The sequence below is a fragment of the Vibrio sp. Hal054 genome, assembly GCF_037162405.1.
Taxonomy (GTDB): domain Bacteria; phylum Pseudomonadota; class Gammaproteobacteria; order Enterobacterales; family Vibrionaceae; genus Vibrio; species Vibrio diazotrophicus.
On record NZ_JARLUT010000001.1, the window covers coordinates 750,859 to 775,492 of the forward strand.

At 42.8% G+C, this 24,634-nt stretch carries 22 protein-coding genes; 11 read left to right on the top strand and 11 right to left on the bottom strand.

What is annotated here, in order from left to right:
- Positions 1 to 26 precede the first annotated feature (26 nt).
- The 3 genes from P4S58_RS03400 to P4S58_RS03410 all read right to left on the bottom strand — a co-directional run bounded on the left by P4S58_RS03400 (position 27) and on the right by P4S58_RS03410 (position 2,983).
- Positions 27 to 881 carry a co-chaperone YbbN gene (locus P4S58_RS03400; RefSeq protein ID WP_102969165.1) on the bottom strand — a complete coding sequence of 285 codons (855 nt, stop codon included), beginning with the start codon at positions 879 to 881 and terminating at the stop codon, positions 27 to 29.
- 341 nt (positions 882 to 1,222) lie between these two features.
- Positions 1,223 to 2,050: an SDR family oxidoreductase gene (locus P4S58_RS03405; RefSeq protein WP_102969164.1), complete on the bottom strand. Its 828-nt coding sequence runs from the start codon at positions 2,048 to 2,050 to the stop codon at positions 1,223 to 1,225.
- Between the two features lie 18 nt (positions 2,051 to 2,068).
- Positions 2,069 to 2,983, bottom strand: coding sequence for a TIGR01777 family oxidoreductase (locus P4S58_RS03410; protein ID WP_102969163.1), 915 nt, complete (start codon positions 2,981 to 2,983; stop codon positions 2,069 to 2,071).
- Positions 2,984 to 3,188: 205 nt separating this feature from the next.
- Between P4S58_RS03410 and P4S58_RS03415 the strand changes: the two genes are divergently transcribed.
- The 5 genes from P4S58_RS03415 to yfcE are packed head-to-tail and all read left to right on the top strand — an operon-like array spanning position 3,189 to position 6,091.
- Entirely contained in the window at positions 3,189 to 3,923 is a 735-nt protein-coding gene (locus P4S58_RS03415) for a DUF1538 domain-containing protein (RefSeq protein WP_042486403.1), read from the top strand.
- Positions 3,920 to 4,729 (top strand): DUF1538 domain-containing protein, encoded by an 810-nt coding sequence (locus P4S58_RS03420; RefSeq protein WP_102965415.1) that lies wholly within the window; start codon positions 3,920 to 3,922, stop codon positions 4,727 to 4,729. The genes P4S58_RS03415 and P4S58_RS03420 overlap by 4 nt, the downstream gene beginning before the upstream one ends.
- Complete coding sequence (locus tag P4S58_RS03425; protein ID WP_042486396.1) at positions 4,719 to 5,069, top strand: P-II family nitrogen regulator; 351 nt, start codon at positions 4,719 to 4,721, stop codon at positions 5,067 to 5,069. The genes P4S58_RS03420 and P4S58_RS03425 overlap by 11 nt, the downstream gene beginning before the upstream one ends.
- On the top strand, positions 5,066 to 5,473 hold the full coding sequence (locus P4S58_RS03430) for a CBS domain-containing protein (RefSeq protein ID WP_042486393.1): 408 nt from the start codon (positions 5,066 to 5,068) through the stop codon (positions 5,471 to 5,473). The genes P4S58_RS03425 and P4S58_RS03430 overlap by 4 nt, the downstream gene beginning before the upstream one ends.
- 45 nt (positions 5,474 to 5,518) lie before the next feature.
- Entirely contained in the window at positions 5,519 to 6,091 is a 573-nt protein-coding gene (gene yfcE, locus P4S58_RS03435; protein ID WP_102962767.1) for a phosphodiesterase, read from the top strand.
- Positions 6,092 to 6,132: 41 nt separating this feature from the next.
- Here yfcE and P4S58_RS03440 read toward each other — a convergent pair whose 3' ends face one another.
- From P4S58_RS03440 to P4S58_RS03450, 3 genes are read right to left on the bottom strand one after another with little or no spacing between them, the layout of a single operon-like run.
- Positions 6,133 to 6,411 carry a SelT/SelW/SelH family protein gene (locus P4S58_RS03440; protein ID WP_102953763.1) on the bottom strand — a complete coding sequence of 93 codons (279 nt, stop codon included), beginning with the start codon at positions 6,409 to 6,411 and terminating at the stop codon, positions 6,133 to 6,135.
- Positions 6,412 to 6,418: 7 nt separating this feature from the next.
- On the bottom strand, positions 6,419 to 6,934 hold the full coding sequence (locus P4S58_RS03445; protein WP_042486386.1) for a regulatory protein ToxS: 516 nt from the start codon (positions 6,932 to 6,934) through the stop codon (positions 6,419 to 6,421).
- Complete coding sequence (locus P4S58_RS03450) at positions 6,931 to 7,836, bottom strand: transcriptional regulator (protein ID WP_102969162.1); 906 nt, start codon at positions 7,834 to 7,836, stop codon at positions 6,931 to 6,933. Before P4S58_RS03450 ends, P4S58_RS03445 begins: the two co-directional genes overlap by 4 nt.
- Before the next feature lie 291 nt (positions 7,837 to 8,127).
- Here P4S58_RS03450 and htpG point away from each other — a divergent pair, with 291 nt between their 5' ends.
- The 3 genes from htpG to hemH all read left to right on the top strand — a co-directional run bounded on the left by htpG (position 8,128) and on the right by hemH (position 12,183).
- Entirely contained in the window at positions 8,128 to 10,032 is a 1,905-nt protein-coding gene (gene htpG / locus P4S58_RS03455) for a molecular chaperone HtpG (protein WP_102965419.1), read from the top strand.
- A 346-nt stretch (positions 10,033 to 10,378) separates the two neighbouring features.
- Positions 10,379 to 11,023 carry an adenylate kinase gene (gene adk / locus P4S58_RS03460; RefSeq protein WP_042486378.1) on the top strand — a complete coding sequence of 215 codons (645 nt, stop codon included), beginning with the start codon at positions 10,379 to 10,381 and terminating at the stop codon, positions 11,021 to 11,023.
- A 203-nt stretch (positions 11,024 to 11,226) separates the two neighbouring features.
- Positions 11,227 to 12,183: a ferrochelatase gene (gene hemH / locus P4S58_RS03465; protein WP_102969161.1), complete on the top strand. Its 957-nt coding sequence runs from the start codon at positions 11,227 to 11,229 to the stop codon at positions 12,181 to 12,183.
- A gap of 64 nt (positions 12,184 to 12,247) precedes the next feature.
- On the opposite strand, the gene P4S58_RS03470 is transcribed toward hemH, so the two are convergent.
- Positions 12,248 to 13,636 (bottom strand): peptide MFS transporter, encoded by a 1,389-nt coding sequence (locus tag P4S58_RS03470; RefSeq protein WP_102962763.1) that lies wholly within the window; start codon positions 13,634 to 13,636, stop codon positions 12,248 to 12,250.
- Between the two features lie 309 nt (positions 13,637 to 13,945).
- On the opposite strand from P4S58_RS03470, the gene rfaH reads away from it, so the two are divergent.
- Positions 13,946 to 14,443: a transcription/translation regulatory transformer protein RfaH gene (rfaH, locus tag P4S58_RS03475; protein WP_042486358.1), complete on the top strand. Its 498-nt coding sequence runs from the start codon at positions 13,946 to 13,948 to the stop codon at positions 14,441 to 14,443.
- 62 nt (positions 14,444 to 14,505) lie between these two features.
- Here the strand turns inward: rfaH and asnB are convergent, their stop codons facing one another.
- The 4 genes from asnB to nagA all read right to left on the bottom strand — a co-directional run bounded on the left by asnB (position 14,506) and on the right by nagA (position 20,445).
- Positions 14,506 to 16,170 (bottom strand): asparagine synthase B, encoded by a 1,665-nt coding sequence (asnB, locus tag P4S58_RS03480; protein WP_102953769.1) that lies wholly within the window; start codon positions 16,168 to 16,170, stop codon positions 14,506 to 14,508.
- A gap of 233 nt (positions 16,171 to 16,403) precedes the next feature.
- Positions 16,404 to 17,990: a cation:proton antiporter family protein gene (locus P4S58_RS03485; protein WP_102962762.1), complete on the bottom strand. Its 1,587-nt coding sequence runs from the start codon at positions 17,988 to 17,990 to the stop codon at positions 16,404 to 16,406.
- 101 nt (positions 17,991 to 18,091) lie between these two features.
- Positions 18,092 to 19,306, bottom strand: coding sequence for a DNA-binding transcriptional regulator NagC (nagC, locus tag P4S58_RS03490; protein WP_102962761.1), 1,215 nt, complete (start codon positions 19,304 to 19,306; stop codon positions 18,092 to 18,094).
- A gap of 2 nt (positions 19,307 to 19,308) precedes the next feature.
- Positions 19,309 to 20,445, bottom strand: coding sequence for an N-acetylglucosamine-6-phosphate deacetylase (nagA, locus tag P4S58_RS03495; RefSeq protein ID WP_102969160.1), 1,137 nt, complete (start codon positions 20,443 to 20,445; stop codon positions 19,309 to 19,311).
- A gap of 480 nt (positions 20,446 to 20,925) precedes the next feature.
- Here nagA and nagE point away from each other — a divergent pair, with 480 nt between their 5' ends.
- A complete protein-coding gene (gene nagE, locus P4S58_RS03500) occupies positions 20,926 to 22,500 on the top strand; it encodes an N-acetylglucosamine-specific PTS transporter subunit IIBC (RefSeq protein ID WP_042486339.1) in 1,575 nt (524 codons plus the stop codon).
- Positions 22,501 to 22,738: 238 nt separating this feature from the next.
- Positions 22,739 to 24,409 (top strand): glutamine--tRNA ligase, encoded by a 1,671-nt coding sequence (gene glnS, locus P4S58_RS03505; RefSeq protein ID WP_042486336.1) that lies wholly within the window; start codon positions 22,739 to 22,741, stop codon positions 24,407 to 24,409.
- Positions 24,410 to 24,634 lie beyond the last annotated feature (225 nt).

Below are 24,634 nucleotides of genomic sequence, written 5' to 3' on the forward strand. Positions count from 1 at the left end.
ATTAACCTGCCTATCTATAGTACTGACTAGTAAAGAAGTGAGTATAACTGACGGCGATACTTGCTTGCGATGCTATTGCCTTGGCCTATAGCACTGAGTATGTCCATAAACGTCTTTTTCATCTCTCCATCTAAGGTATTCAGATCCGATTTTAGGAATCGCCATAATAGTTCTAGGGCATCTTCATCTCGTTTAACTTGATGATACTGAGTGGCCAGTTCAACTGCGATTTTTGCATCTTGAGGGTTTTCTGATAATGCAGCTTCTAATGCTTGAATTTCTGGGCTGTTAGACGCTTGATCATGCAGCTCTAGTTTCGCCATTAAGCTTTTGTAGTAACTGTCTTGATATTCCAATGGGATGAATTCCAGCTCAGCTTTTGCTGCTTCTATCTGACCTGATTCAATAAAACAATCAGCAAGAGCAAGTTTTACATCGCCTTTACTTTTTAGTTCTTCTGGCAGTGAAAGAAGCAGAGGAAGAGCTTGTTGGTGTTGTTGTGCTTGCACCAGCTCTAATGCTTGGTTCAGCGTCATTTCGTCTTGGCTAGGTAAATGACGGTTAAGCATTTCTTTCACGACTTCAATTGGCTGAGGTCCACCGATACCATCAACAGGCTGACCATTGATAAATAAAGCGATAGTCGGTAAAGACTGAACACCAAATTGGGCAGCAATCTCTTGTTCATCCTGACAGTTCAGCATTGCTAGTGTAAATACACCATTGTATTGCTGAGTGAGTTGTTGCAGCGCCGGAATCATCTGCGCGCTTTCTTGGCTTATCGGCGCCCAAAAGTAAAATAGAATTGGAGTAGATGCTGAACTTTCGAGTACCTGACGAAAGTTTTGTTGATTAACGTCAAAGATAAATGGTGACTGCATGGACATTCCTTTTCGCTCCTGAATTTTGAGCACTGTAGTATGTACTTTACATTGGGGCACTATGAAGAATTTCAAGCCACTAATTACAAGATGAAGGCTAGAATAGAGAAACAAAAACGCCACCAATTGGTGGCGTTTTTGTTGATATAGCAGGGTATTAGAGCGTCACAATTAAAATGAGTGCAATACAAATACCAAGCCAATTACACTGGTTTAATGTCATAGATGAACTCAACACACCTTACTCAATACAAATAATTTGCTTAATATCTGCGCAGTATCAATGGTAAATGTTGCGAATAAATGACAATTCTATTTTTAACAAAAAAATTTGATTAATTTCACGCCGCTTTGTAGAGCAATTTGTCCAACATCGCGCTGGGTAACACTCGCTTTAAAATTGCCGCAACTTTGGTTGGTGTTGTTACCCTATAACGTAATTTTGGCTTGGCAGACTCTAAAGCATGGATCAACGGTTCTAAGCAGGCCTCTGGGGGAAGTACGAAACGATTATTGGAAGTTTCTTTAGCTAAACGAGCCAACTGAGCTTCATATTCAGAGTGATGAACACTCTCTTGTACGTTTATCCATTGTTTAAACGCTTGTAATGCATTTGCTCTAAACTCAGTTTCTATTGGTCCCGGTTCAATAATGCTAATTTTTATGTTGGTATGTCTTAACTCAAGACGGAGAGTATCTGTCCAACCTTCTAGAGCAAACTTAGAGGTATTGTAAGCGCCTCTGTATTTCATGGCGGCAAAACCTAAGATCGAGCTGTTTTGTACAATGCGCCCATGTCCTTGTTGGCGAAAGTGAGGCAGTAGCGCTGTTGTTAGTGTATGCCAACCAAATAGGTTGGTTTCCAGCTGCTGGCGTAATGCTTGGGTCGGTAAATCTTCTAATGCACCTGGTTGGCCATAGGCGCCGTTGTTAAATAAAGCGGAAAGCTTGTGGTTTGAAAGCTCAAGAGCTTGCTCTACTGCTCGTTTAATACTCGCTTCATCAGCCAGATCGAGTTGGATGCAGGTTAGTCCTTCGTTGTTGAGCCTTTGTACATCTTGTTGTTTTCTGCAAGACGCAATCACTTGATACCCTCGTTTATGCAAGGCGTGAGCCGCCATATAACCTATGCCCGAAGAGCAACCTGTGATTAATATTGAATGCGTCATGAATATTCCTAAATAAAACTAATTGGCGTACTGAAGTAGGTTTTTTAGTGCGGGTTCAATGTGGGAAAACTGAAACTGGAACTCTAGCTCAGTCAGTTTTTTGGGCTTTGCACGCATGCTATCAATCAACAGTTCAGAAGCTTCACCCATGAGTAATTTTATCGCCCATTTAGGCGTGAATAAAAAGTGCGGGCGTTTAATTGCAGAGGCTAAACATTGGCTAAACAGTGCATTAGTTGCAGGGTGTGGAGCGCATAAGTTAAATGCACCTTGAGCATGCTCTGTCCTCAACAAGAACACAATAGCCTGCACCATGTCTGTCATATGTATCCAAGGGACATATTGTTGTCCAGAGCCAATAGGACCGCCTAATCCCAACTTATATGGTGGGAGCATTTTCTGTAGTGCGCCACCCGCGGGGGAAAGCACGACACCCGTTCTCAATAAGCATACTCTTGTCCTGTCTGATTGCGCTCTCAGAGCAATTTGTTCCCATTTGTCACACACTTGATGGGAAAAGCTTTGATGGTGAACATGCAGACTTTCGTCAAAAGGATGAGACTGTTGGTCTCCGTAATAACCGACGGCAGAGCCACTGATCAATACTGCTGGTGGTTTAGTGCTGGCATGAATCAGCGACACCAGTTGCTCGGTAATGTCCCACCGACTGCGGCATATGCGTAACTTTTGTTTTCGGCTCCAGCGTTTATTTGCAATGGGCTCGCCAGCCAAGTTGATTACCGCATCGAAATGATTGAGGTCTTGTAAATCAAACAAAGAGTTAATGAAGTTGAGATTGCCACTCCGAATATGGCTTAACTGACGCTTTACATTTTCTGTGTTGCGCGTTAATACGGTTACTTGTTCGGTCATCAGTAGCTTTAACAATTCACGCCCGATAAAACCAGTTCCGCCAGTGATAAGTATATTCATAGCCTCTCCTTTGCTACCTAAGTATAGGCAGTATCTACAAGCTCATTCGCAGCACAGCTGTTGTTACCAGAGTACGAGATTCAGTGAGAACTTCCAATACACTGTTTTTACTTGTGATAATTTTTTACTCAGCCCTGTACCTAGGTCACACCAACTTTAGGGTTCTTTTGCCATGATGAGTCATAACAATTGTTATGGGGGAAATATGTCAGGATTGACAGCACTATTTAAAGCGATGTTAGCGAGTATGCGAGACCTGATGCCAATCGTGATGGTTATAGCCTTTTTTCAATTGTTTGTTTTACAAGATGTTCTACCTAATTTCTTAAGCGTTTTATTTGGACTGGTCCTTGTCGTTTTGGGGCTTACTTTTTTTATATTTGGTTTAGAAATGGGGCTGTTTCCGATAGGGGAATCGATGGCTCAAGCGTTTGCTCGCAAGGGGAGCGCATTCTGGCTGCTGGCATTTGCGTTTTGTCTTGGCTTCGGAACGACGATTGCTGAACCAGCACTTACCTCCATTGCAACAGAAGCCGCCAAAGTGGCCGCCGAAGGAGGGATGATTACACATTCAGAGCAAGAAATGGAAAGATACGCTAACGGACTTAGGCTAACCGTTGCTTTATCTGTGGGTATTGCCATTGTGATAGGAGTTATTCGCATCGTTAAAGGCTGGCCGATTCATTACATGATAGCGATAGGTTACATTGGAGTTGTGGTAATGACAGCTTTTGCTCCACCAAGCATCATCGGTATTGCCTACGATTCCGGCGGTGTTACCACTTCAACCATTACAGTCCCCTTAGTCACAGCTCTTGGTATTGGCCTTGCTTCTGCTATTAAAGGCAGAAATCCGATGCTTGATGGATTTGGTCTTATCGCGTTTGCCTCTCTATTGCCGATGATTTTTGTCATGGTATTCGGCATGGTGATGACATGATTTCACTTGGCACTTTCTATTCCACACTCATATCCACTCTTCAGGATGTCTTTCCGATAGCCGTGATCATTGCAGGCTTTCAATTTGTTGTTTTGCGTAAACCACTCGCGAACCCAATGAGAGTGTTAATCGGATTCGCCTATGTGATTTTGGGTCTTACTCTGTTCCTGCTAGGGCTGGAGTTTGCGTTATTTCCTTTAGGGAAAACCATGGCGATGCAATTAACCTCGCCCGACTTGCTGACCGAATACCGGTTGAGTATTGGCGAAAAATTGCAATGGGTTGATTACTACTGGGTATATTTGTTTGCTTTCAGCATTGGTTTTAGTACCACCATTGCTGAACCTTCGTTGATAGCCGTTGCTATCAAAGCAAATCAGGTATCAGGTGGTGCAATATCGGTCAATGGTTTGAGAATGGCTGTGGCGCTGGGTGTTGCGGTAGGTATTACCCTTGGCTGTTATCGGATTGTGGTCGGAGACCCCATTCATTACTACATTATCGCCGGGTACATTGTGGTGGTTATTCAGACCTTTTTCGCACCGCAACTTATTACCCCTTTAGCTTATGACTCTGGAGGTGTAACGACTTCCACTGTAACCGTCCCGATTGTTGCAGCATTGGGACTTGGGCTGGCTTCGACAGTTCCAGGACGAAATCCGATGATTGATGGTTTTGGTCTTATCGCATTTGCCAGCTTATTTCCTATTATTTCGGTAATGGGATATGCACAAATTACTCAGTGGCTTAATCGAAAATCTGAGTGCACAGATGCAACTAGAAAGGAGAAAGACAATGCGGTTTAAGTTAATTCTGGCATTTGTCGAAGATGCAAAAACGGACTTAGTGCTTGATGCCGCAAGAGAAGCGGGGGCAACTGGCGCTACGGTTATTAATAACGCGCGAGGTGAAGGTTTAAATAAGAAGCGAACGTTTTTTGGTTTGACTTTAGAAGTTCAAAAAGACGTTATCTTGTTAGTTGTTGAAGAGCACTTAGCTCGGCATATCCTCGAAACAATCAATGAAGTGGGCGAATTTGATGCGACTTCAGGGCAGGGCATTGCTATTCAAATTGACATTGAAGATGCCGTAGGTGTAGCGCATCAGGTTGAACGTTTAACGAAAGTGGTGGAGGAAAATCTATGAATCGAGAAGACAAAGTTCGCGTCAGAGATGTTATGGCGGGCACCTATGTAATGGTTGATGGATTGACCACGGTATTTGAAGGTATATGCCTTGCTAAAAAGCATCAGGTGAAAGCCCTTATCGTCGATAAACGCCATGAAGATGATGAGTATGGAATTGTGCTGATGAATGACATCGCCAAAAAAGTTCTGGCGAAGAATCGCTCGCCTAAGCGAACCAATATTTATGAAATTATGACCAAACCAGCGCTGTCTGTTTCGCCAGATATGAATGTGAAATATTGCGCGCGCCTGTTTGAACGCTTTGGTATAAGCCGCGCGCCAGTCATTGACGGAGGGAGAATCATTGGCATGGTGAGTTATAACAATATTGTGGTGAATGGCATGGTAAGAGATGACGACTAGTTGCTAAACCATTAAACTTATGTGGTTTTTGCTATGAGGTCTACGATGAAACTGTTTTTTGCTTCCGATTTGCACGGTTCTCTTCCTGCAACTGAAAAAGTCTTGTCTTTGTTTGAGCAATCAGAGTCGACAACGCTCGTCTTGCTAGGAGACCTTTTAAATCATGGACCTCGTAACCCGATACCTGAAGGATACAACCCAGCAGCTGTAGTGGAGCGACTTAATCACTATGCTGACAAAATAGTAGCCGTACGAGGTAACTGTGATAGTGAAGTTGACCAGATGTTGCTGTCATTTCCGATGATGTCTGACTACGCATGGGTGATACTTGAATCTGGACAAAGAATCTTCCTCACTCACGGCCATCTTTACAACCAAGAAAATTGCCCTGCGATGGGGCAACGTGACATTCTGGCTCACGGACATACCCATATTCCATTTGCTCACGAGTGGGAAAAAGGCTTTTTCTTCAATCCGGGATCAGTAACTTTCCCAAGAAATGGCTTTGCACCCAGTTATGGCTTATTGGAAGACAACCGGCTTGTGGTTAAGTCTCTTGATGGTGGTGATGTGATTGCTCAAGCAGACATTTCAAAAGAAACTGTTGACCCGTCCTGATATGGGTTGAAATAAAAGAAGAGCTCAAATGAGCTCTTCTTTTATTTTCTGTCTGAGTGGCCTAAGTCACGTTCAGGATCAATAAGATCTCTAACGCGCTGTTTTAACTCTTTTGCTTCTGGGAAACCGCCATCTTTCTTGCGTTCCCAGATCTGTACCCCGTTACAGAAAATCTCATATCTGCCGCCTGTATCTGGGTGGAGCGATACGGTTTCAATTTCTTCACTGAATGTGTGCAAAAGCTCTTGGCTTATCCAAGTTGCTCTTAGCATCCAGTTACATTGGCGACAGTAAAAAATGTCTATTTTTGCTTTGTCCATATGTTCCTTAGTTGCTGAACAGTACGGTTGAACCGTGGTTCAAGCTTGTTAGCAGCAAAGTCTTGTTATTGACAATATCAACACGTCGGCTTTGCTGAGCTTCCATTTTGAAAAACTGCGTTGCCAATTCAAGTTCTTCTTTGGTGAATTCTTGGTTCTGGCTTTGTGAAACATTCCTAAACTTAGTTGGCGAAACCAATAAGTAGTTATCGCTGACATCCCACTTACCTGTTTCCGAGATATTCATGATGTTCTGCGGGTCATCATTGTTTGCATATAAAATTACATTAGACACACGCACATAGGTACCATTAGGTAAATATTTCACATTTGAAGAAATATCGACGCGACGTAATGGGCCTATAGGCTGATGAGTGGTTGTGTTCTCAATCAAAGTGACCGTTTCTGATTGCCACTCTCTTGAAGATAATTCCTGTTCAATTTTTAAATCACTTCCCCAATAGAGCCAACTGCTGAATGCTACTGAAACAATGCTCATCACTACCGCAATTCTTCTAATCATGATGACTTACCTCGCTGGCAAACTTTGTTTATTTCATCTTGATTCGCCACAATTTTTAACGTGATGTTGGCTGATGAATACTCAGGTTTATGGATGTAATTCAAAGTCAGCACATCATTGTATCCGCCAGTTGCAATAACTTTATCGAGAGCAAATTCGCCTTGGTACAGGGTTATGTATTGATTGATACACAGTTCGATAGAAGGTAACCATTCCGTTATGTCAGGGTGGTTTTGGGGCGTGTCTACCACGACACCTTGATAGCTCGCGAGCCTTCTGAATTCGGACTGAGTAGGATTAGTAAACATCACTGCAAATATTGGTAGCAGCACTGAGAATAAGAACAACAGCTTAGTCACTAGATCAATCGATTGCTTAGGCGTAACAGGTTGCTGTGCAGCTGTAGTTGCTTCGTCATCATGAGATACACTGTTGTCTGTCTCCATGTGTGTTACAACTTCAAGCGGAGCAGCTTGATCTGAAACATCACTACGGTTTTCTTGTCCATCCCACTCAAGATTTTCTGGTTCGTTGACATCAGCACTTACGTCGAACTCGGAAATATCTGTGACTGTAGAAATTAATTGATACCCACGCTTAGGCACAGTTTTCACAAACTGTGGCGACGTAGTCGAATCCTTAAGCTGTTTACGCAGGGTAGAGATAGCTTGAGTTAAGCTGGAATCATCTACTTCAAAGCCTTGTTCTCTCCAGACGAAATCATACAGTTCGTTACGAGAAACGACTTCATTTGGGCGCTGGCAGAATAGAAGTAGTATTCGACTTTCATTGCTGCCCAAACGAACAAGTTCATCGTCAAAAATATTATCAATCAGAGTGTTGCTGATTGAATCGAAAGTAAATCTGTCTCCGAGAAGAAATTTATTGCCTATGCCCGTCATCGATATCTTCTTCATTTATTTTTAGAGTCTTAAATCACGGCTAACTGGAGGATAGTTTCCATGCTAACGAGTTAAGGAGGAGTTAAGACTGCAATGAATATTTATCTTCCTTGATATAAAACTGTGCCAAGCATAATCAATAAATATAAAAAAAACAGTGTTTTTTGACGTTACTGACCTTGAATTTACATTCGCCGACCCTACTTATTTAGCAAATTGGTTATCTTTCTAGTCTGGCTAATTTTTGTGCAATGTGACTGGAAATCTCTAATGTGATGTTATGGAGCTAAAATGAGCGAAACAACGACAGCAAATAAAGAAACACGTGGTTTTCAATCGGAAGTGAAGCAACTACTTCATCTTATGATTCACTCTTTGTATTCAAACAAAGAGATCTTCCTGCGTGAGTTGATTTCTAATGCTTCAGATGCTGCAGATAAGTTGCGTTTTCAAGCATTATCAAATCCAGATCTTTACCAAGGAGATGCAGATCTTGGCGTTAAACTGTCATTCGACAAAGAGACAAAAACGATAACGATCTCTGATAACGGTATCGGTATGACTCGCGAGAACGTGATTGAGCATTTAGGTACTATCGCGAAATCCGGTACGGCGGAGTTTTTCTCTAAGCTTTCTGAAGAGCAAACCAAAGATTCTCAGTTGATCGGTCAATTCGGTGTTGGTTTTTACTCTGCATTTATTGTTGCTGATGCGGTAACGGTTCGCACTCGTGCTGCTGGAGTAGCAAGTAGTGAAGCGGTTCAATGGCATTCGAAAGGTGAAGGTGAGTACACGGTAGAGTCGATTGAAAAGGCAAGTCGTGGTACGGATATCATTCTTCATCTTCGCGAAGAAGGTGAAGAGTTCCTTTCTGAATGGCGTCTTCGCGATGTGATTTCAAAATACTCTGATCATATCGGTATTCCCGTCTTTATTCAGACTGAAGAGCGTGATGACGAAGGTAAAGAGACAGGCAACAAGAAGTGGGAACAAATCAACAAGGCGCAAGCACTTTGGACTCGCAGCAAATCTGATATCACAGATGAAGAGTATCAAGAGTTCTACAGACATGTATCTCATGATTTCGCTGAACCACTCGTTTGGAGCCACAATAAGGTTGAAGGTAAGAACGATTACACCAGCTTGTTGTATATTCCTTCTAAAGCGCCTTGGGACATGATGAACCGCGACCATAAGTCCGGTCTGAAACTGTACGTCCAACGTGTGTTTATCATGGATGACGCAGAGCAATTTATGCCGTCTTACCTACGTTTTGTTCGTGGTTTGATAGATTCAAATGATCTGCCGCTAAACGTTTCACGCGAAATCCTGCAAGATAACAAGGTTACTCAATCTTTACGTAATGCATGTACTAAGCGTGTACTTACTATGCTTGAACGTATGGCAAGTAATGATGCCGAGAAATATCAGTCTTTCTGGAAGCAGTTTGGTCTTGTGATGAAAGAAGGCCCTGCTGAGGACATGGCAAACAAAGAGAAAATTGCCGGCCTACTGCGTTTTGCTTCGACAGAAGTGGATTCTTCAGAGCAAACTATTGGCCTTGCTTCTTATGTTGAACGCATGAAAGAAGGTCAAGACAAAATCTACTACTTGACGGCGGACAGCTATGCGGCAGCTAAGAATAGCCCACACTTAGAACAATTTAAGTCGAAGGGTATCGAAGTTATTCTGATGTACGATCGCATTGATGAGTGGTTGATGAACTACTTAACAGAGTTTGATGGTAAGCAGTTCCAGTCAATCACTAAAGCGGGTCTAGACCTAAGTAAGTTCGAAGACGAAGCAGAAAAAGAGAAGCATAAAGAGACGGAACAAGAGTTCAAGTCAGTTGTGGAGCGTATTAAAGGCTACTTGGGTGACCGAGTGAAAGATGTGCGCACAACATTCAAGCTTGCGACTACTCCTGCGGTTGTTGTAACAGATGATTTCGAAATGGGTACGCAAATGGCGAAGCTTTTGGAAGCGGCCGGTCAGGCTGTGCCTGAAGTTAAGTACATCTTCGAGATCAACCCTGACCACGCTTTGGTTAAGATGATGTCTGACGAGCCAGATGAAGAAGCATTTGGACGTTGGGTGGAAGTGTTACTGGGTCAAGCAATGTTGGCTGAGCGCGGCTCTATGGCTGATCCTTCTCAGTTCTTGACGGCTATGAACAAACTTCTGACTAAGGTTTAATAATCTTAATGAACAAAAAGCTCGCGAAATGCGGGCTTTTTTTATTGAAAAGTGAGCTAACGTCGTTTATTTGTGTCGATTTGTGTTAAACAAGCTCGAGGTTTGAGTGCCTAGTTGCATTCTTTAGTCTTAGATTCGCCTGAGAGACAAATTTATGTGATAGAATGCGAAGCTTGAATATGGTTATCAACGCGTGTATTTTGCACGCCAGCTTGCATTCGCTAGCTGTATCAACTGTTATACCGAAACTTACCGTTCCCCTATCAAGGATGTTCCTCAAGAGGATCTTGCCCTAAAGGATATAGTGAGCTTCGGTATAAATATTATTTTCTAAAGAGGATTAAACATGCGCATCATTCTTCTAGGTGCTCCAGGTGCTGGTAAAGGTACACAGGCTCAATTCATCATGGAGAAGTTCGGTATTCCACAAATCTCTACTGGTGACATGCTACGTGCCGCTATCAAAGCAGGTACAGAACTTGGTAAACAAGCTAAATCTGTTATCGATGCTGGTCAGCTAGTTTCTGATGAAATCATTCTTGGTCTAATCAAAGAGCGTATTGCGCAAGATGATTGCGAGAAAGGCTTCTTGTTGGACGGTTTTCCACGCACTATCCCTCAGGCTGATGGCCTAAAAGAAATGGGTATCGATGTTGACTACGTGATTGAATTTGACGTAGCTGACGATGTAATCGTTGAGCGTATGGCTGGTCGTCGTGCTCACCTTGCTTCTGGCCGTACTTACCACGTAGTGTACAACCCGCCAAAAGTTGAAGGTAAAGATGACGTAACTGGTGAAGATCTTGTTGTTCGTGATGACGATAAAGAAGAAACAGTACGTGCACGTCTAGGTGTATACCACAACCAAACAGCGCCACTTATCGAGTACTACGGTAAAGAAGCTGCAGCGGGTAACACTAAGTACCTGAAATTTGACGGTACTAAGCAAGTTGCTGAAGTTAGTGCTGATATCGAAAAAGCATTAGCTTAATAGATAATACCTATTATCAAAATTTTTAATAATTTTGTTATAGTTAAGCGGCCGAAAGGTCGCTTTTTTTATACCCAAACGACTTGAAGCTACAGCAGTGTTATCTACGTACATTCGAGTAAATGCATCTCAAGTTAATTGGGGTATACACCCATTTTCTTTAAGTCTTAAGCCGGAATACTAGAAATAGACAAAAGGACGCTATGAAAACTATAAAAAAACAAGGTGTCTTGTTAGCCAACTTAGGTACACCTCAAGCTCCCACAGCCGTTGAAGTTAAGCGCTTTTTGGCTGAATTTCTTCATGACAAACGTGTTGTCGATATGAGTCGCTGGTTGTGGTGTCCGCTTCTGCACGGAATCATTCTTCCAATTCGCTCTCCTAAAGTAGCAAAGCTGTATCAGTCGGTATGGTTTGATGGTGGCTCACCTTTGATGGTGTTCTCACAGCAACAACGTAACAAGCTGCAATCATTGCTGGATATTCCTGTTGAGTTAGGAATGACTTACGGCGAACCAAGTCTAAGTAGTGGCTTAGATAAACTTCTGCAACAAGGCGTTGAAGAGGTTACTGTTCTTCCGTTATATCCTCAGTATTCATCGTCAACGACAGCTGCTGTGTTTGATGCGCTGGCAAAAGCGATAAAAGGTATCCCAACTATGCCTCAGCTTACGTTTGTCCGTGATTACTACAGTCATCCTCTCTACATACAAGCGCTTGCGAGCAGCGTTCGCGCATCATGGGAACAAAATGGTCAAGGAGACTTATTGGTTTGTTCCTACCACGGTATTCCTAAGCGATACGCCGATAATGGTGATGTTTATCCTCTGCATTGTGAAGAAACAACTCGCCTTCTTGCAAAAGAGCTGGGGTTAGCTGAAGAAAAAGTACTGATGACTTACCAATCTCAGTTTGGTAAGGAAGAGTGGTTACAGCCATACACCGACAAAACGATGGAATCACTGCCTGAAAAGGGTATTAAGAAGCTTGATATCATCTGTCCGGCATTTTCTGTCGATTGTTTGGAAACTCTTGAGGAAATAGCAGGAGAAAACAAAGCGCTGTTTATAGAAGCTGGTGGTGAGACGTTTAATTACATTCCATGTCTGAATGCAGATGATGCTCACATTGAGATGATGAAAGCACTTGTAACGAACTAAGTTCGAATGTTTCGAGAAACAAAAAGGACCACATCAAGTGGTCCTTTTTACTATTCAAACAGTATTAAGCTGGTTGTACTTCAGCTTGCTTCTCGTCAGCTTCAGTCTCAACATAGCCTTCTGCTCCGTGCATCCAAAATACTAGCTTGTTTGCAAACAGCAGTAGAATGACACCAGAGACAGTTGCAGTAACCGCAATACCACTGAAGATGGCCATTGCGCCTAACTCACCGACATGAGAGCCAACATAGCCAGCAACGTAGTTTGCAATCGCGTTACAACCAAACCATGCACCCATCATTAATGATGCAAGACGTAGTGGAGCCAGCTTAGTTACTAGTGATAAACCGATTGGAGATAAACACAGTTCGCCCAAGGTATGGAAGAAAAATGCACCCACTAACCAAAGCATCGATGTTTTAACTGTGGTGTCTCCGCCTTGTTGCAGTACCGCACCAACCATACATAGGAACCCAAGCGCTAAGAAGAACATCGCAAGAGCAAATTTAACGGGAGAGTTAGGTTCACGTTTGCCCAGTTTTACCCAGAAAACAGCCAGTACGGGTGCTAGAGTAATAATAAAGAATGGGTTAAGTGACTGGAACCAAGCCGCAGGTATTTCAAAGCTACCAATCATACGATCGGTGTATTGCTGGGTGTAGATGTTCATCAGACCACCGGCTTGTTCAAAGCCAGCCCAGAACACTATGGTAAACAGACTCATGATTAAGATGACTTTAATACGGTCAAATTCTTCTTTCGTAAGCGGCTGCTTAGTCTGAGACTTGTTTTTTTCCATTGCACGTTTAGCAGCTGGCACTCTACCGATATCACCAAGCCAAGATTGAGCAAGAGAGATTTGCATTACTAAACTGATAAGCATGCCGATACCTGCCGCGACAAAACCTGCTTTCCAACCGAAAGAGTTTGTTACTGAGCCTGCGACAACACCAGCAAGTAGAGCACCAATGTTGATACCCATATAGAAAATGGTAAAAGCACCATCACGACGATGGTCGCCTTCTTGGTATAAGTCACCAACCATTGTTGAAATATTTGGCTTAAACAGGCCGTTCCCAGCAATCAGCAGCCCAAGACCAAGGTAAAAAGAGTGCATTGGTGAAATACCAATCGCCTCAGCTGGCATTGCTAGGGTGAACTGACCAATCGCCATCAATGCACCACCGATCAGAATTGAACGGCGTTGACCAAGATAGTTATCCGCTAGGTAGCCGCCGATAAGTGGAGTGATGTATACCAAGCCAGTATAGATACCGTAAAGATCGAGAGCGTCTTTTGTTGACCAACCCATACCTCCGTTAAGAGTCGCGTCAGTCAAGTAAAGAACTAGAATCGCTCTCATTGCATAGTAGGAGAAACGTTCCCAAAGCTCTGTGCTAAATAAAAGGAATAAGCCACGTGGGTGACCAAAAATTTGTTGTTGGTTTTGCATATTAGATACTAAAGTCATCATTATATTTTTAGTGGCCGATAGATATACATTGGTCATTAAGATATTTCAAATGATTTAATTTTGTAAATTAGTATGTTTGTTGGGCTTTCGCTCTGGTTGGTGTTATTAATTCAGGATATTTGAAAAAGCTATCATTTGTGAAAACTAATTTTGCGCTGGGGGTCTTTAGTCAGGAGTAGTGCTTGTTATCTCGTCAACTGAGAGAGGAGGTGTGATTGTTTGCGTCTTTAATCATGACTATACATAGTCATAGTGATAGCATTGCCAAAAAAATTATTGGTTAAGAATATGAAACGTTGGTATCTACTTTATTGTAAACGAGGTGAGCAGCTTAGAGCGAAAGCTCATCTGGAAAATCAAGGCGTTGAGTGTTATTACCCGGAAGTCACGATAGAAAAAATCATGCGAGGAAAGCGTCAATCAGTGAAAGAACCGCTTTTTCCTTGTTATATGTTCGTGCGTTTTGATTTTGAAGCAGGCCCCACTTTTACCACGGTTCGATCAACTCGAGGAGTGGCTGATTTTGTCCGCTTTGGTAGTCAACCTAAAGAGTTACAGGGTGATCTGATTTATGAACTTAAACAGATGGATACCAGTGAGCAAAGTTTGACTGCGTCTAAAGTACCTACGCAAGGACAAGTTATGAAAGTGACAGGCGGTCAATTTTCCGGAATAGAAGCCATTTATCAAGAATCGGATGGGGAAACTCGATCATTAATGCTGATTAAACTCATCAACCAACCAGTAGTGATGAGTATTGATAACAAAGATTTAGATCTTAAGTAAAGTTACTCAGCATGTTCATACAACAAAAAGGCGCTCTAGGCGCCTTTTGTCTTTCTTGAAGCTTAGTAAGCTTCGTTGTGAACCGCTTTGACTGCACGGCCTGATGGGTCGATACAGTTTTTGAATGATTCGTCCCATTCAACTGCTTTTGCAGAAGAACACGCCACTGAAGGACCACCCGGAACACATTGAGCCGCTGACTCTAGAGGGAACAACTCCTCAAAAATTTCACGATACACATAGCCTTCTTTGGTTGTTGGCGTGTTGTATGGGAAACGGTATTGCGCGGTTTCCATTTGTTGATCGGTTACTTTCGCTTCAGCAGTTGCTTTTAGCGTGTCGATCCAGCTGTAGCCTACGCCGTCAGAGAATTGCTCTTTCTGACGCCATGCGATGGATTCAGGCAGGTAGTGTTCAAAACACTCGCGAAGGATGTGTTTTTCCATCTTGCCGTTGCCACACATTTTATCGGCAGGGTTTAGACGCATTGCTACATCAATAAACTCTTTATCTAGGAAAGGCACGCGACCTTCAACGCCCCATGCTGCAAGCGATTTGTTTGCACGTGCACAGTCAAACATGTTTAGTGCAAGCAGCTTACGAACGGTTTCTTCGTGGAACTCTTGAGCGTTTGGTGCTTTGTGGAAATATAAATAGCCACCAAAGATTTCATCTGCACCTTCACCAGAAAGAACCATTTTAATACCCATAGCTTTGATCTTACGTCCCATGAGGTACATAGGGGTAGAAGCACGGATGGTTGTGACATCGTAGGTTTCAATGTGGTAAATCACATCACGAATTGCATCAAGACCTTCTTGAATGGTGTAAGTCATCTCGTGGTGAACAGTACCAATTTTCTCAGCTACTTCACGTGCTGCTTTAAGATCCGGTGCACCTTCAAGACCTACTGCGAACGAGTGAAGTTGTGGCCACCAAGCTTCAGATTTTTCATCATCTTCGATACGCATAGCAGCATAGCGCTTCGCTACGGCTGAAGTGATGGATGAATCCAAACCACCAGACAGAAGAACACCATATGGTACGTCTGTCATTAATTGACGCTTAACAGCAGCTTCTAGCGCAGCTGTCAGTTCTTCTTTGCTCGTAGAGTTACCACTTACCGCTGCATATTCGTTCCAGTCTCGCACGTAGTAACGCGTTGGCTCTTTGTCTTGAGAACTGTAGTAGCTACCTGGAGGGAACTCGCTCAGGGTCTTACATACAGGAACCAGCGCTTTCATTTCAGAAGCAACGTAGTAGTTGCCGTGCTCATCTTGACCTTGGTATAGCGGGATAATACCGATGTGGTCACGACCTACCAAGTACTCGTCTTTCTCTTCATCGTAAAGAACGAAAGCAAAGATACCGTTGAGTTCTTCAAGAAGATCCGCGCCTTTGTCTTGGTATAGTGCCAAGATTACCTCGCAATCTGAGTCTGTTTGGAACTCGTATTTACCTTCGTAACGAGCACGAATTTCTTTGTGGTTATAAATCTCACCGTTTACTGCAAGGATAAGTTTCTTATCAGGGCTGTATAGAGGTTGTGCTCCACTATTTAGACCAACAATAGCCAAACGCTCGTGTGCCAGAATAGCTTTGTCAGATGCATAGATACCGGACCAATCAGGACCACGGTGGCGGAGTTTTTTCGACATTTCCAATGCTACTGGGCGTAGCGCAGCCGCATCACTTTTGATGTCCAAGATGCCAAAGATAGAACACATACAACTTCCCTTAGTAAACGAGTTTTAATCAGATGACTCCAATTTGCCATTTTGATTAAAAAAAACAACCCATGATTGGTAAATAGTTTAAATAAACTTGCTATGAGTGAATTTTATTTATCAAAAGGTTTGTTTTGGTGGATGGAGTTTAAATAATGATGAAAAAAACACCGCTTGGAATAAAAAAAGAGCACTTGGTGCTCTTTTTCTTTAAGTGGATGAATGGATTAAGGCTAGTGTTTTACAAATTCAGGCTTCAGTTGTTCACAGACATGGCGAGCAAAACCAGAGCCGGCTTCTCGATAGATGTTAAATGCTGCGTGCGCGCCTTTTTCGAGAAGGTTATCTAACTGATCTGGATATTCTGCAATAGCTGCAATTTGTCCGTTGAATGAGCGCTTTTTCAACTGCTCTAGAGCGATCTGGTTCGCCTGATGGTGTGGCATTGCTAACAGCACCATTTTAACGTTACCAGTATCTAGTATCCTTTCCCAAAAGTCGGGGTCGGTGGCATCTCCAGAGATCACGTTTCGACCTTCGTTTCTGTGCTCCTGAGCCGTATCTTCTCTTAGCTCAACGCCTAAACAGATATTGCCATAGCGTGAATGGAACTCATCGTAAGCACCAGTGCCGATACGTCCCATTCCAAGAATGATCAGTTGAGAGCTGCCCGGATTGATAAACCTATCTCTGATATTTATTCGTTCGGCGGTTTGCTCTTTTAACCAATGAGCTGAGTAATGGTAGATCTCGTGTCCTTTACGCACAATTGGAGCGGTGACTATAAAGGATAGGGGCACCGAAATGGCTAAGGCGACAAGTATGTCCCCTGATAACCAGCCCATTTTAAATGCCAGTCCTCCAACGATCAGGCCAAACTCACTGAAGTTGAAGAGAGATATAGTGGCGAGCAGTGACGTACGGACACGGAAGCGGAACTTGTTTAACACTAAGAAGTACAACACGCCTTTGAGTGGAAGCAACAGTAGTAATAATAGTGAGAGTAAGAAGCCTGTGACAGTCGGTTGTTCTGATAAACCAATGTTCAAGAAGAAGCAGACCAAGAACAACTCTTTCATATTAAACAGTGATTTTGAAAGCTCTGAAGCTTTAGTGTGTCCGGCTAACATCATGCCTAAAATGAGGGCGCCCAAATCCGGCTTCATGCCAACGAACTCAAATAAGCCTGCCCCCACAACTAAAGCAAAGAAAATCCCCGCCAAAACGAGCATTTCACCATGTCCAACCCAATCAAGTACTTTGAAAAACAAAGGACGTATCAATGGGAGCAGGAAAAGAGCAAGTGCATACCACTCTGGAATTTTACCTGTTGAAACCGTTAAGAAAATGACGGCAAAGATATCTTGCATAACAAGAATACCGATGGCGATGGTGCCATAGGTAGCATTCATTTCTCCCTTTTCTTGAAGAGATTTTACGGCAAAAACGGTACTTGAAAAGGAGAGTGCAAAACCAAGTAAAATAATGCTTGAGATTGAAACGAGTGCGAGACTGTCTAATCCTAGGTATTTGAAACCAATAAGAACAATACTAAATACTGCTGTTGATAATAGATTATGTATCGTTGCCCCTGCCCAGATTTCTTTTGCCAGCAGTGTTTTGATATCCAGCTTCAAACCGATAGTAAACAGCAGTAGCGTAACCCCGAGGTCGGCCAAAACGGAGATAGTCTTGTTTGATTCAAAGCCAAAAGCGTGTAACGCAAAGCCGGCGATAAGAAAGCCCACAAGGGGAGGGAGATTGCACTTTAGCGCAATAAAACCAGCGATAAATGCTGTTGTAATTAGAATAATTTCCATTGGTAATATTTGCTTCCCAGAAATAAAAAGGCTGTGTCTAATTAATAGACGCAGCCTCGTATTATAGGGTAATCAGTTGCTTATACCAATGTGGATAAGTCCTAATCTTCCAGAAGTTTTTGTAACAATACACCATTCAACATTGCACGCTTGATCATAGCAAATGCGCTTAATGTTGGTTGTTTATCTAACAGTGAAGCTTCAATGGGTAAGTTAGTATGGAACGATTTGAGAGACTGATTCTCTACATTTCGTTGAATTGCTGGGAACAGAGTGTCTTTTGCTTCTGTAATCGCGCCAGCAATAATGATTTTTTGCGGGTTAAACAAGTTAATGGTAATCGCAATCGCTTTACCTAATTGATTCCCGACACGCACTAAAGCTTGTTGCGAAAGTTCATCGCCGTTATTGGCGTGCTCACATATGTCATGAATCGTAATACCATCGACTTTCGATAGGCTTGATTCATAACCTTGAGCGATAAGTTTGTTTACGCGATTAACGATTGCAGGGTTTGCTGCAACGGTTTCTAAGCAACCAAAATTGCCACATTGACATTGGTCACCTAATGGATCGATTTGTATATGGCCAATTTCACCTACGTTGCGATTGAAGCCTAAGAATACTTGTCCATTGACTATGATGCCCGCACCTGTACCTCGGTGAACACTCACCAATATTGAATCCTGACAATCCTGACTGACACCGAAATAGTGTTCAGCCAATGCCATTCCTCTAACATCGTTACCAACAAAACATTCTACGTGGAAATTGTCTTTGATGATTTCACCGAGCGGTAAAGCATCTATTTTGACATTTGGCATATATTCAACAACACCAGTTTCTGGGTTAACCAAACCTGGTAAAGCGATACCAACCGCGATGAGCTGGCTAATAGAAGAGGTATGTTGATTAGTGAAATCTTTAAGATATTTGAGAAGGCCATCCACCAACTCAGTCTGATTGGTATAGAGAAACTCTTGAAAATCCGAAGCGATCTCTTTCGCTCCCAAGTCAAATAGACTGAACTGAATGTAGTCGCGTCCTAGGCGTACTGCAATAGAGTGAAACGGAGCCACTTCAGTGGTCAAAGATATTGCTCTTCGACCTCCTGTAGAAGCTTGTTGGGCGACCTCTTTGATAAGGCCGCGCTCTAGAAGTTGGCGGGTTATTTTTGTCACACTTGCTGGAGCAAGCTGACTCACATCGGCAACCTGGATTCGAGAAATAGGACCTTGCTGGTCTATTAAACGATATACTGCAGCGCTGTTCAGCTGCTTGACTAAATCTACGTTACCTATTTGTCCGCCATTCATTATTACTTATGCTCGTATTGTCCGTTAACCACAGTCGCTTTTACATTGAAGTCACGGTCAAAAACAGTCAGGCTGGCAATCATGCCGTTCTTAATACGACCCAATTTATGGTCAACCCCAATTGCTTTTGCTGGATACAAAGTAGCCATTCTCAGTGCTTCATCTAAAGCGATGCCGACATGCTCAACCGTATTTTGAACTGCTTCAATCATTGTAAGGGCTGAGCCACCAAGTGTGCCGTTTTCATCGATACACTTGCCATCTCGGTAATATACTTTCTTACCGACAAAAATAAAGTAATCCATCTCCGCGCCTGCAGGAGCTGTGGCATCTGTCACTAATACGAGCTTTTCACCCTTGATTTTATGCGCGATACGGATGTTTGCGTAATCCACGTGGAAACCATCAGCAATAATACCTGCGTAGACTTCTGGTGTGTCAAAAATAGCACCAACAACACCAGGCTCACGGCCTTGCATTGGTGTCATTGCATTAAACAAATGCGTTGCGAAAGTAATGCCGGATTCAAAACCTTTACGAGCTTCTTGATAGGTGGCGTTTGTGTGACCAATTGATACCACAATGCCTGCTTGCGCCAGTTTTTCAATATGTTGAGGATTATTGTTTTCTGGCGCCAACGTTACTTTAGTAATGACATCACTGTTCTGACACATGAAATCGATCATTGCTTCATCCGATTCACGAATAAAGTCAACGCTATGAATACCTTTTCTTTCGATATTCAAATAAGGTCCTTCTAGGTGAAGACCTAAAGAGTGGTGGCTGTACTTTTGGCGGTAGTCACGCTCTGCTGCGATAGCTTGACGCATGTTTTCATCAGAGGAGGTGATGAGAGTGGGTAAGAAGCTTGTACAGCCTGATTTAAGGTTAGCTTGGTGCATCGTATGGATTGTATCTGCCGTTATTTCATCGTTGAACATAACGCCACCACAGCCATTGAGTTGTAAGTCAATAAACCCCGGGCTTAGGTTTGCACCATTGAGATCTTTGCGCTCTATGTCACTCGGAAGATTTTCTTCAGGGATAATAGCGTGAATTGTATCAGCATTAATGACAACAGCATGGCCAGTTAGTACATCGCTGCCTGTGTATACTTTACAGTTAGTTAGTGCGTACATAATTAACGAATCCTCGTCGATAGACATTCTATAATTTTAGGAGCGATAAGCTGATATGGTCTCTAAAGAGTATGGTACGAACGGACTCTTTGCTAACTTTTATCAAATCGCGAAATATCTTTGTGCTCAGCGGTCACTCAAATGGTGCTTCAAGCTGATTATTCGGTACTATTTTTGTTCTGGTTTTGTCACCGGAAAATAGGTTTATTAGCAGCTATAATCTCTTTTGCTATAAGACATTGCATCACTTATTTATTAGCCGAATAGTACCGTTAAATTCATGTTTTTTTATATTGTAAAATAAGTTTTATGATCTCGCTAGCAAAAACCTCGAATTATGCTGCTCTGAGGTGATTACGGTCACAATTGATGAGCTTTTAATTTGCGGAGCAAAATTATTGTCATACACTGATTATGACTAAATTGGGCGACTAAAATAAGTTTGCCGATATTTATAAAATCCTATAGGGGGAACTTACGGTGAATATTCTTGGATATGCGCAAAAGTTAGGTAAAGCATTGATGCTACCTATCGCAACGCTACCTGTTGCAGCGATCTTATTACGTCTAGGTCAGGGCGACCTACTAGACATTCCATTTATGGCAGAAGCTGGTGGTGCGATTTTTGGGCAACTACCTCTTCTATTCGGCCTTGGTATCGCAATCGGTCTTTCTAAAGACGGTTCTGGTGCTGCTGGTCTAGCTGGTGCAGTTGCATACTTCGTACTGACAGCAACAGCAAAAACAATTGATCCTTCAATTAACATGTCGTTCTTCGGCGGTATTTTTGCAGGTATCATCGCGGGTCACGCTTATAACGCTTTTCACGCTACTCGTCTTCCAGAATGGTTAGCGTTCTTCTCTGGTAAGCGTCTTGTACCTATTATGGCAGGTCTGTTTGCACTGGTTGCAGGTGCAATCTCTGGTGTTGTATGGCCAAGCATCCAAGGTGGTCTTGATACTCTAGCTCACGCAGTATCAACTTCTGGTTCAGTAGGTCAGTTTGTTTACGGTACTCTTAACCGTGCTCTAATTCCTGTTGGTTTGCACCACGTGCTTAACTCCTACTTCTGGTTCGGTATGGGTACGTGTCAAGAAATCGTGGTAACGGGGGCTCAAGCGGCTGGTCAAGCACTACCTGCATTACAAAAATTATGTGTGGATCCATCTATTGCTAAAGCTCTAGTGGTTGGTCAAGAGCACACATTTAACTTCCAAAATGCAGTGAATCCTGAGATCACAGCTGTTGTTAAAGAAGTGACTGAAACAATGAAATCTGGCGACCTACACCGTTTCTTCGGTGGCGATAAGAGCGCTGGTGTATTCATGAATGGCTTCTTCCCAATCATGATGTTCGGTCTACCTGGTGCAGCATTAGCTATGTACTTTGCAGCACCTGTAGAGAAACGTCATCAAGTTGGTGGTGCATTGTTCTCTGTAGCATTCTGTTCATTCCTAACAGGTATCACAGAGCCTCTAGAGTTTATGTTTGTGTTCCTAGCACCAGCACTATATGCAATGCACGCAGTGTTTACTGGTCTAGCTTTAGTTGTTGCTAACATGTTTGGTACGCTACACGGCTTTGGTTTCTCTGCTGGTCTAATCGACTTCGCACTAAACTGGGGTCTAGCAACTAAACCTGTAACTCTACTTATCATTGGTCTAGCGTTCTTCGCTCTATACTTCTTCACATTCACATTCGCAATCCGTACTTTCAACTTGAAGTCACCAGGTCGTGAAGATGATGATGAAGCTGTTGCAGCACCTTCTAGCTCAAGTGGAGACAAGAGTGATCTAGCGCGCCAATACCTAAAAGCTCTAGGTGGTCACGAAAACCTAACCACTATCGATGCTTGTATTACACGTCTACGTCTAACACTGAAAGATCGTTCAGTAGCTGACGAAGCTGTATTGAAGAAACTAGGTGCTAAAGGAGTGGTTAAGCTTGGCGAAAACAACCTTCAAGTTATCCTAGGTCCACTAGCGGAAATCGTTGCGGGCGAAATGAAAGCAATCAGTGCTACTGAAGATCTATCTGGCGTGAAACTGCCATAATAGATAAAATTCTTTAGCTGAAATGAAAGCCTTCGCTATATGCGGAGGCTTTTTGCTTTGTAAGACGTTGGCTACAGAACAAGCGAAGTAAATATTATTTCCTAATAAATCCGCAGTTTTTATTGTGAAAATGCCCAGAATTGTGGATCATTGAACGCAATATTTCTGTGGATTGCGGCTAATTTGGCCCAGACAGGAAAACTTTCTGCCAGTATTAAATTATTTTGAGGTGCTATAGATGAGTGAAGCTGAGGCTCGTCCATCGAACTTCATTCGCCAAATCATAGATAAAGATTTAGCGGATGGTAAACACACTAGCGTGCATACTCGTTTCCCGCCAGAGCCTAATGGTTATCTGCATATCGGTCACGCGAAGTCGATTTGTTTGAACTTTGGTATCGCTCAAGACTATCAGGGCCAGTGTAACTTACGTTTTGATGACACAAACCCAGAGAAAGAAAACATCGAATACGTAGAATCAATTAAGAAAGACGTAAGTTGGCTGGGCTTTGAGTGGTCTGGTGATATCTGCTATTCATCTGACTATTTTGACAAGCTGTACGAATATGCGCTGGAGCTTATCAACAAAGGTTTGGCTTATGTTGAAGAGCTGACTCCAGAGCAGATCCGCGAATACCGCGGAACGTTAACCACTCCAGGTAAACACAGCCCTTATCGTGACCGCAGTGTAGAAGAAAACTTGGCTCTATTTGAAAAAATGAGAACAGGTGGCTTCAAAGAAGGTGAAGCATGTCTGCGTGCTAAAATCGATATGGCTTCGTCATTCATTGTAATGCGAGATCCAGTGATCTACCGTGTTCGTTTTGCTGAGCATCATCAGACGGGTGACAAGTGGTGCATTTACCCAATGTACGATTTTACACACTGTATTTCGGATGCGTTGGAAGGTATTACGCACTCTATCTGTACTTTGGAGTTCCAAGATAACCGCCGTCTGTACGACTGGGTGCTGGATAACATCACTATTGATTGCCATCCTCGTCAGTATGAGTTCAGCCGCCTGAATCTAGAATACACAGTAATGTCTAAGCGTAAGCTAAACCAACTTGTGACTGAGAAATTGGTTGATGGTTGGGATGACCCTCGTATGCCTACCATTTCTGGTTTACGTCGTCGTGGCTTTACTGCTGCTTCTATCCGTGAATTCTGTAAGCGTATCGGTGTTACTAAGCAAGACAACATGATTGAGTTCAGTTCACTTGAATCATGTATTCGTGACGATCTAAACACTAATGCACCACGAGCAATGGCTGTATTGGACCCTGTAAAGGTTGTTATCGAAAACTTCGATGCAGAGAGTGTTGAAGTTCTGAATCTTGCTAACCATCCAAACAATCCTGATATGGGTTCTCGTGATGTACCATTTACCCGCGAAATCTGGATTGAGCGTGAAGACTTCCGCGAAGAAGGTAACAAGAAATACAAGCGTTTGGTGTTAGGTAAAGAAGTTCGTCTACGCGGCGCTTATGTCATCAAGGCAGAGCGTGTAGAGAAAGACCAAGATGGCAACATCACAACGATATACTGTACTTACGATCCTGCGACTCTGGGCAAAAACCCAGAAGACGGCCGTAAAGTGAAAGGTGTTATCCATTGGGTGTCTGCAGATAAAGGTTTACCTGCTGAATTCCGTCTTTACGATCGTCTATTTACTGTACCTAATCCAGCAGCAGCTGATGATTTCGCTGCAACGATTAACCCAGAGTCACTGGTTAAGGTGAATGGTTTCGTTGAACCTAGCCTTGCGACAGCAGAAGCTGAAGTGGGTTACCAGTTTGAGCGTATGGGTTATTTCTGTGCAGACAACAAAGATTCAACGCCTGAATCTCTAGTGTTCAACCGTACAGTTGGCCTACGTGATACTTGGGCTAAAATTGAGTCTGAGTAATATCTGACGAAGTAAAACGATGCAAAGCCAGCTTAAAGCTGGCTTTTATTTTTTGAATCGTCATTATGGTATCGGACGTGAGTAGCAAAAATGGATTTTTAGTGTGAGATTGCTGCGATTATTACGGTACGAACACATTTTTTGCGTTATCTCCTATAGTTTTGCTCCTCTTATCCGATATATTTAACAGATTGTTATCTTTATTAATTCATAGCACCTAGCTGA